At 73.0% G+C, this 12,412-nt stretch carries 12 protein-coding genes; 4 read left to right on the forward strand and 8 right to left on the reverse strand.

Going from position 1 to position 12,412, the window contains the following annotated elements; genetic code table 11:
* The first annotated feature begins 46 nt into the window (after nt 1-46).
* Nucleotides 47-1,294, forward strand: a complete 1,248-nt coding sequence (locus tag AB0J24_RS05280; RefSeq protein WP_358675740.1) for a beta-ketoacyl-[acyl-carrier-protein] synthase family protein — start codon at nt 47-49, stop codon at nt 1,292-1,294.
* Nucleotides 1,295-1,408: 114 nt separating this feature from the next.
* Here the strand turns inward: AB0J24_RS05280 and AB0J24_RS05285 are convergent, their stop codons facing one another.
* The 3 genes from AB0J24_RS05285 to AB0J24_RS05295 form a co-directional block, all read right to left on the reverse strand.
* Entirely contained in the window at nt 1,409-1,954 is a 546-nt protein-coding gene (locus AB0J24_RS05285; RefSeq protein WP_358675743.1) for a hypothetical protein, read from the reverse strand.
* Between the two features lie 46 nt (nt 1,955-2,000).
* Entirely contained in the window at nt 2,001-2,492 is a 492-nt protein-coding gene (locus AB0J24_RS05290) for a DUF3145 domain-containing protein (protein ID WP_358675746.1), read from the reverse strand.
* A 234-nt stretch (nt 2,493-2,726) separates the two neighbouring features.
* On the reverse strand, nt 2,727-3,800 hold the full coding sequence (locus AB0J24_RS05295; protein WP_358675749.1) for an MBL fold metallo-hydrolase: 1,074 nt from the start codon (nt 3,798-3,800) through the stop codon (nt 2,727-2,729).
* 284 nt (nt 3,801-4,084) lie between these two features.
* Here AB0J24_RS05295 and AB0J24_RS05300 point away from each other — a divergent pair, with 284 nt between their 5' ends.
* Complete coding sequence (locus AB0J24_RS05300; protein WP_358675752.1) at nt 4,085-4,297, forward strand: helix-turn-helix domain-containing protein; 213 nt, start codon at nt 4,085-4,087, stop codon at nt 4,295-4,297.
* Nucleotides 4,298-4,303: 6 nt separating this feature from the next.
* On the opposite strand, the gene AB0J24_RS05305 is transcribed toward AB0J24_RS05300, so the two are convergent.
* Nucleotides 4,304-4,774, reverse strand: coding sequence for an NUDIX domain-containing protein (locus AB0J24_RS05305; RefSeq protein WP_358675755.1), 471 nt, complete (start codon nt 4,772-4,774; stop codon nt 4,304-4,306).
* A gap of 109 nt (nt 4,775-4,883) precedes the next feature.
* Between AB0J24_RS05305 and AB0J24_RS05310 the strand changes: the two genes are divergently transcribed.
* A complete protein-coding gene (locus tag AB0J24_RS05310) occupies nt 4,884-5,882 on the forward strand; it encodes an alpha/beta hydrolase (protein ID WP_358675758.1) in 999 nt (332 codons plus the stop codon).
* Nucleotides 5,883-5,891: 9 nt separating this feature from the next.
* Here the strand turns inward: AB0J24_RS05310 and AB0J24_RS05315 are convergent, their stop codons facing one another.
* The 4 genes from AB0J24_RS05315 to AB0J24_RS05330 all read right to left on the reverse strand — a co-directional run bounded on the left by AB0J24_RS05315 (nt 5,892) and on the right by AB0J24_RS05330 (nt 11,324).
* Nucleotides 5,892-6,551: a hypothetical protein gene (locus AB0J24_RS05315; protein WP_358675761.1), complete on the reverse strand. Its 660-nt coding sequence runs from the start codon at nt 6,549-6,551 to the stop codon at nt 5,892-5,894.
* Nucleotides 6,552-6,842: 291 nt separating this feature from the next.
* Nucleotides 6,843-9,725, reverse strand: a complete 2,883-nt coding sequence (locus AB0J24_RS05320) for a vitamin B12-dependent ribonucleotide reductase (RefSeq protein ID WP_358675763.1) — start codon at nt 9,723-9,725, stop codon at nt 6,843-6,845.
* A gap of 160 nt (nt 9,726-9,885) precedes the next feature.
* Nucleotides 9,886-10,374: a transcriptional regulator NrdR gene (nrdR, locus tag AB0J24_RS05325; RefSeq protein WP_358675766.1), complete on the reverse strand. Its 489-nt coding sequence runs from the start codon at nt 10,372-10,374 to the stop codon at nt 9,886-9,888.
* A 404-nt stretch (nt 10,375-10,778) separates the two neighbouring features.
* Nucleotides 10,779-11,324 (reverse strand): hypothetical protein, encoded by a 546-nt coding sequence (locus tag AB0J24_RS05330; protein WP_358675768.1) that lies wholly within the window; start codon nt 11,322-11,324, stop codon nt 10,779-10,781.
* Between the two features lie 334 nt (nt 11,325-11,658).
* On the opposite strand from AB0J24_RS05330, the gene lexA reads away from it, so the two are divergent.
* Nucleotides 11,659-12,393: a transcriptional repressor LexA gene (gene lexA, locus AB0J24_RS05335; RefSeq protein WP_358675771.1), complete on the forward strand. Its 735-nt coding sequence runs from the start codon at nt 11,659-11,661 to the stop codon at nt 12,391-12,393.
* Nucleotides 12,394-12,412: the final 19 nt, after the last annotated feature.

Genomic DNA, 12,412 nt, shown 5'->3' on the forward strand with positions numbered 1-12,412 from the left:
GCCGTGCCGGCGAGCTCATCCGTCTCGTCGGGGAAAAGGAGACGTCATGACCGACGGAGTGGTCGTCACCGGTTTCGGGGCCACCACCCCGCTCGGCGGGGACGCCGCCTCCACCTGGGAGGCACTGCTCGCCGGGAAGTCCGGCGTGAGCACCGTCGAGGCGGAGTGGACCGAGCGCTTCGACCTCCCGGTGCAGATCGCGGCGCAGCTCGCGGTCGAGCCCACCGAGATCATCCCGCGGGTGCAGGCCCGCCGGATGGACCGTTGCGAGCAGGTCGCGATGGTCGCCGCCAAGGAGGCATGGGCCCATTCCGGTCTCGGTCCGGTCCCCGGTGAGGACGGCGCGGCCGTGGCGGCCGAGCGGCTCGCCGTGGTGATCGGCGCCGGCATCGGCGGTGCGCCGACGCTGCTCGCGCAGGACGACCTGCTCGAGGAGCACGGCCTACGCAAGGTCTCGCCGCTCACCGTCCCGATGCTCATGCCGAACGGGCCGGCCGCGATGGTCAGCCTGGAGTACAAGGCCAAGGGCGGGGTGCACTCCCCCGCGTCGGCGTGCGCGACCGGTGCCGAGGCGCTCGCCTGGGCCTACCGGTTGCTGCAGGCCGGCGAGGTGGACGTGGTGCTCGCCGGTGGCGCCGAGTCCTGCATCGTCCCGATCACCGTGGCCGGCTTCGTGCAGGCGCGCACCCTGTCCACCCGCAACGACGACCCGGAGCGCGCCTCCCGGCCGTTCGACACCGGGCGGGACGGGTTCGTCCTCGGCGAGGGTGCCGGCGTGCTGGTGCTCGAACGCGAGGAGTTCGCGAGGGCACGTGGAGCACAGGTGCACGGCAGGCTCGCCGGGATCGGGATGACCTCGGACGCCTACCACATCACCGGGCCCGACCCGGAGGGCGAGGGCCAGGTCCGCGCCATGCAGAAGGCGGTCGCGACCGCCGGGCTCGGGGCCTCCGACGTCACCCACGTCAACTGTCACGCCACCTCCACGGTGGTCGGCGACGTGGGCGAGTCGGTGGCCGTGCGCAAGGCGCTCGGTGACCACCCGGTGCTCACGGCACCGAAGTCGGCGCTGGGCCACCTGGTCGGCGGGGCCGGGGCGGTCGAGGGGATCGTCACGCTGCTGTCGGTGCGCGACGACGTCATCCCGGCCACCCTCAACCTGGACGACAAGGATCCGAAGGTCGAGCTCGACGTGGTCCACGGTGAACCCAGGAGGACCACCGTCGACGCGGCGCTGAACAACTCGTTCGGGTTCGGCGGGCACAACGCCTCGCTGCTGTTCACGAAGGCCTGACCCGCGTCACGCGGACGGCGGCGGTCCCGGTTCGTCCAGGGCCGCCGCCGTCGCTGTGTGCCCGTAGGGCGACGCCGCGCTGTGCCGTAGGGGTGACGCCGCGCGGGGCCGAGGTCAGCAGGGCGCGCCGAGCACCCCTCCGGCGTCCCCGACCAGCATCCGCGGCGGGGACCCGCCCATGGGATACGCCGCCTGCCAGCAGATGCGTCCGACCTGCAGCCCCGGCGGCCCGTCGGACGGGTCCTGGACGCTGACGAAGCGCACCAGCGCCACCACGGCACCACCCGGCGCCGGATCGATCCGGTCCACCCGGATGGTGCCGTCCACGGTGGAGCCGACACCGGCCAGCCAGTCCTCGCGCGGCTGTTGCTCGGCCCGCTCCGGGCTGACCACGCGCGTCCACGTCTCGTAGTCGCGGCTGTTGACCGCGTTGAAGTACAGCTGAACCTGTTCGAGCACCAGCCGCGCCGCCGGGTGGCCGGCCGCACCGGCGCTGATCGTCACGATCGGGTCCCCGGCGCCCTGCTGCGGCAGGGCCGGGGGTGCCGCGGCCGGCGGGACACCACGCGGAGCGGCGCCGGCCGCCGTCCACGCCGTGCCGCCGACCGCGACCAGCGCGATCACCAGCCCGGCGGCCACCGCAGCGGCCCGGGCGCTCATCGCCGGCTCCTGCACACATCGGACAGTGTGCCGGGGCCGGTGCGGCTCAGCCGACCCGGTGGTTCAACCAGGTCACCGCGGCGCCGTCGCCGGCGAAGCGGAAGGATTCGAGTTCGTCGTCCCAGGCGGTGCCGAGCAGCTGGTCCAGCCGCCGCGCCAGGCCCGCTCCGCCGTTCTCCGCCATCACCGCGCGCAGCTGGTCCTCGGGCAGTACGACGTCACCGTTCGCGCTGGTGCGCCCGTGCCACATGCCGAGTCCCGGCACGTGCATGAACCGCTCGCCGTCCATCCCCGGGCTGGGCTCCTCGGTCACCTCGAACCGCAGCATCGACCATGCGCGCAACGCGCTCGCGAGGGCGGACCCGCTCCCGGCGGGACCGTTCCACGAGCATTCGGCCCGCATCTGCCCGGACGCGACCGGCTGCGCGGACCACTCGAGGGAGACCCGCGTTCCGAGAACGCCCGAGAGCGCCCACTCGACGTGCGGACAGACCGCAGTCGGCGACGAGTGGACGAACACCACTCCGCGTGTGCTCACTGCCAACCTCCGCTGTCGTCGACGAGGATCGTCTTCCCCTACGTCCTCGGGACTCTGCGGTGTGCGGCGCGGGCACTCGTGCGCTGGCATCGTGTGCTGCGTGTGGGGCTCGGGTGACCTCCGTTGCGGGTGGGGAATCCGGTGCTGCCACTGTGCCGCATTCCGGCTCCGGCGGCCACCCCGACACGTCCTCCGAGTGAACGATCACCGGCGTGTCGCGGTGCGCCGCGCGGATCAGGCGGTGTAAGTGGCGAGCGTCGCGCCGGACTCCGGGTCCGGTGCCTCCGTGCGTGTGAGCTCCCCCAGATCGGCGAGCACGTCGAGGTGCGCCACCGTCTCGAGCACCGCCAGCATCCGGTTGAACAGGTCCATGTCGTCGAACCGGTGCTCGCGACGGGTCCAGCGCAGCACCCGGGCCACGGCCAGGGCGGTCGGGTTGCCTGCGGCCACCGCGTCCCGGCACTGCGCGAGCCGGACGTCGTGGTGGGCCAGCAGCTCCTCGACGCGGGCGTGCACCCGTCCGCCCACCGGTCCGTGCGCGGGCAGCAGATCGGCGTCCGGCCGGGCCCGGACCAGCCTCAGCGAGTCGAGGAACTGGCCGAGCGGGCTCGCCACCGGCGCCGGCTGCAGTCCGATCGACGGGGTGATCCGTGGCAGCACATGGTCCCCGGCGAACAGCAGCTCGTGCGCGTCGTCGGCGAAGACGAGATGCCCCCTGGTGTGGCCGGGGGTCTCCAGCGCGGTCAGCGACCGGGTGTCGGCCTGCTCGCCGACGGTGATCACGGCCCGGTCGGCTATCCACTCGTCGGGCGCCTGCCACTCCTCGGGATCCGGACGCGGCCAGGGACCGCTCCGGCCGATCTCGTCGACCAGCGCCGCCGCTCCGCAGCGGAGCAACCGGGTCCGGTCGGGTTCACGATCCGGGCGTGCCGGCTCGGCGATGACGTCCATGTTCGGCTTCTCGCCCGCACCGAGCAGCACCCGGGCCCCGTACTCGCGGCGCAGCACCGAGGCCAGCGTGTAGTGGTCGCGGTGCGCATGGGTGATGAGGAACCGGCGGACGTCACCGAGCCCGGAGCCGAGCGTGGCGAGGGACTTCTCCAGCAGGTCCCGGGCCTCGTCGATGGCCCATCCGGAGTCGACGAGGGTCCAACCGCCCGCGTCGGCGATCGCGTAGACGTTCACCGCCCGCAGTCCGTCGTTGGGCAGCGGCAGCGGGATCCGGAAGACACCCGGGGCGCTGCGGTACACCCCCGGTGCCGTCCAGTCGCCGCTCGGGTCGTCGTCGGTCACGGTCGGGAGGCTCACCCACAGCACGATAGATCGTGCGCAGTGCTATCGGGTCCGTCGGGCCACCGATCGCCGCGCGGACGCCGCCGCGGACGCTCGACGGAGCCGTACACCCTCTTCCGCAGCGAACGAACACGATACGTGTGCGATACGTGACGCTGCGCCGATCTCGCTCGTTGAGTCCACCCGAGGGTGGGACACGTTCACACCCGGAGGGGGCCCTGATCCGCGCTACCGTCCCTGCGTTCGGTGATCGCGATGATCGGGGGCCGCGGGCACCCGGTCCGAGGAGGGGCGCAACGATGGGGGCAGGGATCCCGGAGCAACGGCCCGGGCAGGACACGCCGTTCCTCACCGTGGCCGAGGTGGCCGAGCGGATGCGGGTGTCGAGGATGACGGTGTACCGACTGGTGCACTCCGGCGAGTTGCCGGCGGTGCGCTTCGGCCGCTCGTTCCGGGTGCCTCCGGAGTCGGTGGAGTCGTTGATCGAGTCGGCCCGTTTCACGGGGGGCTGACGCGGCCTAGCCGAAACCGTGGCTGCGGATCGCGGCCGGGCCGCCCTCGCGCAGCGCATCGAGGACCGCCCGCTCGTGCGGCACCGTCGCCGCGGGCAGCTCCGCGAGCCGGAACCACGTCAACCCGGCCGTCTTCCCGGTCTCCGCCGCCTGCGGCTCGCCGGTCCAGCGGCGGCAGGTGAAGTAGAAGTCGACCCGCTCGTCGATCGGCCTGCCGTTGCCGTGCGTCCGGTGGACCGTGGTGAGCGGGACGAGATCGGCGGGGGCGATCGTCACCCCGAGCTCCTCGCGGGCCTCGCGGACGGCCGCGCGCAGCGCGTCCTCGCCACGCTCCACGTGGCCGGCCGCGGCCGCCGCCCAGTGGCCGTCCATGTAGCCGGTGTTCACCCGCAGCTGCAGCAGCACCTCGGTGCGCTCGCCCTCCCCGCGCAGCAGCAGCACGTAGGACGCCGGGACCACCTGGTAGCGATCGGTCACCGCCCGACCCTAGGCCGTGCCGGGCCCGGGGGGGACGTCCGGTCGGGTGCCGCCGCGGGCGACCCACCGGTGCAACACCGGGGTAACACGGCGGCACTACCGTCGCCGGATGACGGTCCACACCACCCGGCGGGTCCGGGTCGACGACCGGCTGGGGGTCGTGCCGCCGCGGGGTTCGGAGCTGCGGTTCCGGACCGTGCACGGCTACCGGCGCGCTTTCCGGGTCGCCGGGTCGGGTCCGGCGGTGGTCCTGGTGCACGGCATCGGTGACAGTTCCGCGACCTGGGAGGCGGTGCTCCCGGCGCTCGCCCGCAAGCACCTGGTGATCGCCCCCGACCTGCTCGGGCACGGCGACTCCGCGAAACCGCGCGCCGACTACTCGGTGGCCGCCTACGCCAACGGCATCCGGGATCTGCTCGGCGTCCTGGGCGTCTCGCGGGCCACCCTCGTCGGGCACTCGCTCGGCGGCGGGGTGGCCATGCAGTTCGCCTACCAGTTCCCGGAGCGGACCGAACGGCTCGTGCTCGTCGGCACCGGCGGGGCGGGGCCGGAGGTGACACCGCTGCTGCGCGCGGTGAGCGTTCCCGGCGCGCAGGCGCTGCTCGCCGCCCTGCAACTGCCACCGATGCGCTGGCAGGCGGGTCTGCTGATCGACGCGCTGCGGGTGCTCGGCACCGACCTCGGTCACGATGCCGACGACCTCCTCCGGGTGGTCGACACGCTGCCCGATGCCACTGCCCGGGCCGCGTTCGTCCGGACCCTGCGGGCGGTCGTCGACTGGCGCGGTCAGGTCGTGACCATGCTCGACCGCTGCTACCTGACCCACGGGATGCCCACGATGCTGGTCTGGGGCGAGCGCGACGCGGTGGTGCCCGTCGAGCACGCCCACACCGCGCACCGGGCGATGCCGGGCAGCCGGTTGGAGATCTTCGGTGACACCGGGCACTTCCCGTTCCGCTCCGACCCGGCCCGGTTCGTCGGCGTGCTGGAGGACTTCCTCGCGTCGACCGAACCGGCCCGCTGGAGCCCGGAGCAGTGGCGGCAGCTGCTGCGGTGCCCGTCGCCCGCCCCCGCCGAGCCGGGATCGGGCCCGGTCTCGGCGACCTGAGGGCCCGGCTCAGGGGAGCACACCGAGCCATTCCGCGGCACAGTCCGGGCACACCCCGGTCGCCGGATCGGTGCGGAGCACCTGACGCAGGCAGACCCCGCAGTGTGCGAGACGCCGGCGGGCCCGGCGGACCAGGCGGTCCCGGATCTGCCGTACCAGCAGCATCCCGTCGCTCTCCGGGTCGGTGCAGCCCACGACGTCAGGTACCCGGTGGACCTCGACCGGGTCGACACCGCCGGCCTGCGCCCCTGGTTCGGGACGGGCGAGCAGCGGCGGCCCCGACGGCGCGAGCCCGAGCATCAGCTGCGGCGGCTCCCCGGCCACGAACCACTCGACGGGTTCGGGCTCGGCACCGGGAGGCGTCAGCCCCGCGGAACGCAGATCGGTGTCGGTCCAGCCCCCGGCGCGCAGATCGGCCGGGCTCAACCCGAAGTGCCGCAACACCTCCGTCGGAAGGCCCAGTTCACTCAGCTCGGAGGGCGACGGCACGCCGACATACATCCGGCCGCGGCCGTCCGCCCGGCCCTCGCCCACCGCCGACACCGGTCCGCTGCGGGAGACGTCCGGGCCCACCCGGCGCCAGGGGGCACCGAGGACCAGGGCGACGATCCTCGGGTCGGTCCGCAACCGTTCGGCGATCTCCGCGGTCCGGTCGGTCCGGTCGGGCACGGCCACCTCGTCCCCGTCGCATCCCCGCTCTCCCACACCCACCCCCTCCGGTACCGGCCGGACACGACGCACGGCCGGCCGGAGACCGCTCACGCGCTGAGCCGTCATCGTCGAACTCGACCCCGGCACACGTCACCGGGACGACAGCGTCCGGCGGCGCCGGCGCATGGGTAGGCCCTTCGGGCGACACCGCTCACGTGGTGAGCGGTTGCGCCGGTACTCCCCCCGGCGGCGGGCCGGGACGCACCGCGGGGCGGTACCGGAACCCGGTACCGCCCCGTGGGTGGAGCGTCAGCTGCAACCGCTGGTCGAACCGCAGCCCTCGCAGAGGTAGCAGGACCCGGCGGGGCGCATCTTCGTCCCGCAGGTCATGCACAGCGGGGCGTCGGCAGCCTTGCCCAGCCGCAGCTCGAGCAGCTCGGTGGAACTGCCGACCTCGACCGGGGCGGGTTCGACAGCCGGGTCCTTCTTCTCCGCGGTCGTCGGCACCGACGACCGGAACTCGTCGAGGTCGAGGCTCTCCCCGTTCGGGCCGTACTCGTTCTCGACCTGGGCGGACCGCTCGTCCGAGGAGAAGATGCCCAGCTGGGCCCGCTTCTCGTAGGGCAGGTGGTCCAGCGCGAGCCTGCGGAAGAGGTAGTCGAGCACCGACGTGGCGATCCGGACGTCCGGGTCGTCGGTCATGCCGGCCGGCTCGAAGCGCAAGTTGGAGAACTTCGAGACGTAGAACTCCAGCGGGATCCCGTACTGCAGACCGACCGAGATCGACATGGAGAACGCGTCCATCACGCCGGCCAGCGTCGAACCCTGCTTGCCGAGCTTGACGAAGATCTCACCGAGACCGTCGTCGGGGTAGCTGCCCGCGGTGAGGTAGCCCTCGGCGCCCCCTACGGTGAACGACACCGTCTCGCTCGGGCGCTTCTTCGGGAGCCGCTTGCGGATCGGCCGCTGCTCGACCACGACCCTCGGCTCCGCCTCCTGGGCGGTCTTCTCACCGGACCCGCCCTTGCCGGCGGACAGCGGTTGCCCCACCTTGCAGTTGTCGCGGTAGATGGCCAGTGCCTTGAGGCCGAGCCGCCAGCCCTCGAGGTAGATCCGCTCGACGTCGGCGACGGTGGCCCGCTCCGGCATGTTCACCGTCTTGGAGATCGCCCCGGACAGGAACGGCTGCGCGGCCGCCATCATGCGGACGTGCCCCATCGGAGCGATCGACCGCTCCCCCATGGCGCAGTCGAACACCTCGTAGTGCTCGGGCTTCATGCCCGGGGCGTCGACGACGTGGCCGTGCTCGGCGACGTACTCGACGATGGCCTCCGCCTGCTCCGGCTGGTAACCGAGGTTGTCCAGCGCGCGGCGCACGGACTGGTTGACGATCTGCATCGAGCCGCCGCCGACCAGCTTCTTGAACTTGACCAGCGCCAGGTCCGGCTCGATGCCGGTGGTGTCGCAGTCCATCATCAGCCCGATCGTGCCGGTCGGCGCCAGCACCGAGGCCTGCGCGTTGCGCCAGCCGTTGGCCTCGCCGATCTCCTGGCACCGCCGCCAGGTCTGCGACGCGAGCTTCTGGATCGGGTCGGACGCCGGGAAGCTGCGGATCCCGTCGTTCGCCGCGGCGTGCTTGCGGATCACCCGCTGGTGGGCCTCGGCGTTGCGGGCGTAACCCTCGTACGGGCCGACGACGCCGGCGAGCTCGGCCGAACGCTTGTACGCGGCGCCGGTCATCAGTGAGGTGATGGCACCGGCGAGCGCACGGCCGCCCTCGGAGTCGTAGGCGTGCCCGGTCGCCATCAGCAGCGCGCCCAGGTTCGCGTAGCCGATCCCCAGCTGACGGAACCGGCGGGTCGTCTCGGCGATCGGGTCGGTCGGGAAGTCCGCGAAGCAGATGGAGATGTCCATCGCGGTGATGATCAGCTCGACGGCCTTCGCGAAGGTCTCGGCGTCGAACCGGTCCTCGGCGTCGAGGAACTTCAGCAGGTTCAGCGACGCGAGGTTGCAGCTGGAGTTGTCCAGGTGCATGTACTCCGAGCAGGGGTTGGACGCCGTGATCCGCCCCGACTCGGGCGTCGTGTGCCAGTCGTTGATCGTGTCGTCGTACTGGACGCCGGGGTCGGCGCAGTTCCAGGCCGCCTCGGCGATCCCGCGGAAGAGCTTCCGGGCGTTGATGCGGTCGATGACCTCGCCGGTCATCCGGGCACGCAGACCGAAGTCGGTGTCCTCCTCGACCGCGCGCATGAACTCGTCGCTCACACGGACCGAGTTGTTCGCGTTCTGGTACTGCACCGAGGTGATGTCGGTCCCACCCAGGTCCATGTCGAACCCGGCATCACGCAGCACCCGGACCTTGGCCTCCTCCTTGGCCTTGGTCTCGACGAACTCCTCGATGTCGGGGTGGTCGACGTCGAGGACGACCATCTTCGCGGCCCGCCGGGTCGCACCGCCCGACTTGATGGTGCCCGCGGAGGCGTCCGCGCCGCGCATGAAGGAGACCGGGCCGGAGGCGGTGCCACCGGAGGACAGCAGCTCCCTCGACGAGCGGATCCGCGACAGGTTCAGGCCGGCACCGGAGCCGCCCTTGAAGATCAGGCCCTCCTCCCGGTACCAGTTCAGGATCGACTCCATGGTGTCGTCGACCGAGAGGATGAAGCAGGCGCTGACCTGCTGCGGGCTCGCGGTGCCCACGTTGAACCAGACCGGCGAGTTGAAGCTGAACACCTGGTGCAGCAGCATCCAGGTCAGTTCGTGGTCGAAGATCTCGGCGTCCGCCTCGGTGGCGAAGTAACCGTGTTCGACGCCGGCCCGCCGGTAGGTCCCGACGACCCGGTCGATGAGCTGGCGCAAGCTGGACTCGCGGGTCTCGCTGCCCACGGCACCGCGGAAGTACTTGCTGGTGACGATGTTCGTGGCGTTCACCGACCAGGACCGCGGGAACTCGACCCCGCGCTGCTCGAAGTTCACCGTGCCGTCCCGCCAGTTCGTCATCACGACGTCCCGGCGCTCCCACTCGACCTGCTCGTAGGGGTGCACACCCTCGGTCGTGAAGACCCGCTGCACGGTCAGGCCGCTGCGCTGCCGGGCACCGGCCTTCCCGCGGCCGCGCGCCTTCCCGGGCGCCGCGCCGCCCTCGGCCGCGCTGCTCCCGGTGCCTGTCGCCGGGCCCCCGACGGTCTCGGTCATGAACTGCCTCCGCATCCGACGTTCTTCTCCCGCGCGCTGGGGTGCGCGGGCACCCGAGGCGGTGCTGGGACACCACCCCCGTACCCGGTCCGGCCGGACCGACCCGGTCGCCGCCCACGGATGCGCCCTGCGCACCCGCACCGGCGGCGCTGGACCGGCGTCAGCCGCCCCGGTTGCCGGCCCCGCCGTCGGCTGCTTCCCCGGCAGCCGTCGACCGGAGGTCGGCGATCTCCTTCTCGAAGTCCTCGATCGAGGAGAAGGATCGGTAGACGCTCGCGAACCGCAGGTACGCGACCTCGTCGAGCTCGCGCAACGGCCCGAGGATCGCCAGCCCCACCTCGTGACTGGGGATCTCGGCCGCGCCGCGGGCCCGCACCGTCTCCTCGACCCGGTGGGCGAGCTGCTGCAGGTCGTCCTCGTCGACCGGCCGGCCCTGACACGCCCGCCGAACCCCGCCGACGACCTTCTGCCGGCTGAAGGGTTCGCTCACCCCACTGCGCTTGACGACGGCGAGCACGGTCTCCTCGACCGTGGTGAACCGACGACCGCAGTCGGTGCAGGACCGGCGGCGGCGGGTACAGGTCCCGTCGTCGGCGGTCCGGGAGTCGATCACCCGTGAATCCGGGTGGCGGCAGAACGGGCAACGCACGTCGGCACTCCCCTTCTCCCGTGACCCCGCGGGAACCCCCCGCTCCGGCACCGCGACCTACCGCGGCACTCGCTCCCCCAACCAGTGGGAGAACGACACCAATGTAACCCCTACATATTGGGGTGCGCCATCCCCGGGTCCGGTACGGCGCCAGGCTTCGCCCGATCGGGAACGAGGGTCGCACACGGCCGCGGCGACGCCAGGAGAGCACGCGGATCACGAACGTGCGCATCCGCCCTGATCAGCGCGCGTGACACGACCCCCGGGCCCGTCCGGCCCCGTGTCGCGGCCGCGACGGACGGCGGCACGGTTCGGGGACACGCCGTCGGGACGCGCCGGGCGGCAAGCTCCCTGTCACGAGCGACGGCCCGACCGGGTGCCGTGGCGGCCCCGCCGGACGACCGTCACCGGCCGGCCGGGACCGCCGCCGGGCCCGGCGGGGGAGCGAGCTCGGAGTTCCATCCGGACGCCGCATCCCCGAGCAGACCCAGGACCACGACCACCGTCGCCGAGCACAGCATGATCGCAGCCCCGGCCAGCAGGCGCTCCCCCCGGGAGCGGGCCCACAGCGCCGGACGCACCCGCCGGACGGGTGCCACGCACCGGCGCCCCGGCGGGCGCACCACCCGTGACGCCGGAGCCCACGTCCGAGCCGGGGACGTCACCGGCACCGCGGGCACCTCGGCGACCACCGTCACCGGGCCGCAGCTCGGGGCGCTCGCGGTGGCGCCGGCGACGGGCAGGGCCCACCGGGCCGCAGCCCGGGCCGCGGCGGATCCGCGGGCCGGACGCCGGACACCGGTGCACGGCACGGCGCGGGCGGGCCCCGGCTGCTCACCCGCCCCGGCCGCCCGGGACCACTGCGCCGCCCCGCCGGGCTCGGCCCGGCCCGACCGGATCGCCCACGGCCGTGGCCGTGGCGCCACCTCGCGCACGTCGAGCTCTCGCATGGCTCCTCCTGCTCATCGCGGACCACCCGCCTGCCCCGGCGGGACGGTCGCCCTCGACCCGACCGCACCCGGCCACGCGCCCTCCTCGCCCCGCCGGTCGAACGGGCGTGCGAGCTGTCTAACACCGGACACCGACAGGAATCCCGGCGATCCCGGACCGCTCCGAGTCGAATCGATGTTCGATCGAACACGTGTGCGATGTTCTACCACTGCCGCCCGCCGGAATCCACGACGGAATCCGCGACACGCGGGGACGAACTTCGAACGCATGTTTGGCGGAGCGACCGAGGACGGCTAGTGTCCGTGCCGGTACATCCTCGAGGAGGCGAATGCGATGGCAGCGGACGAGTCCGGAGGCGGTGCGTCCCCCGGACGGGGTTCCGCCGACGTCCGGGAGTTCCCCGAGCCCCGGGCCGACACGCGCGGTCTGACCCCGCGGCAGCGGAAGGTCCTGGCGGTGATCCGGGACTGGGTGGACCGCCACGGCTACCCGCCGAGCGTGCGGGAGATCGGTGACGCGGTGGGTCTGACCTCCACGTCGTCGGTGCACCACCAGCTACGGACCCTGGAGCGCAAGGGGTTCCTGCGCCGGGACCCGAACCGGACCCGCGCGGTGGACGTGCGCAGCCCCGACCAGGCAGCCGCAGGCGACGGGGCCGACGCCGACACCGACACCGGTCGTCCGGAGCGGCCCGCCCCGGCGTTCGTACCCCTGCTCGGTGACATCGCCGCCGGTGGCCCCATCCTGGCCGAGCAGGCCGTGCAGGACGTGTTCCCGCTTCCCCGCGAGATCGTCGGCGAGGGCACGCTGTTCCTGCTGAACGTCAAGGGCGACTCCATGGTGGACGCGGCGATCACCGACGGGGACTGGGTCGTCGTCCGGCAGCAGCCGGTCGCCGAGCAGGGTGAGGTGGTCGCGGCGATGATCGACGGCGAGGCGACGGTGAAGACCTTCCGACGCCGCGACGGGCACATCTGGCTGATGCCGGCCAACGACGCCTACGATCCGATCCCCGGCGACGAGGCGACGATCCTGGGCCGGGTCGTCGCGGTGCTGCGCCGACTCTGATCCGTCGGCCCGGGCGCGG

Origin of the sequence: Pseudonocardia sp. NPDC049635 (assembly GCF_040659795.1) — a bacterium.
Classification (GTDB): Bacteria; Actinomycetota; Actinomycetes; order Mycobacteriales; family Pseudonocardiaceae; genus Pseudonocardia.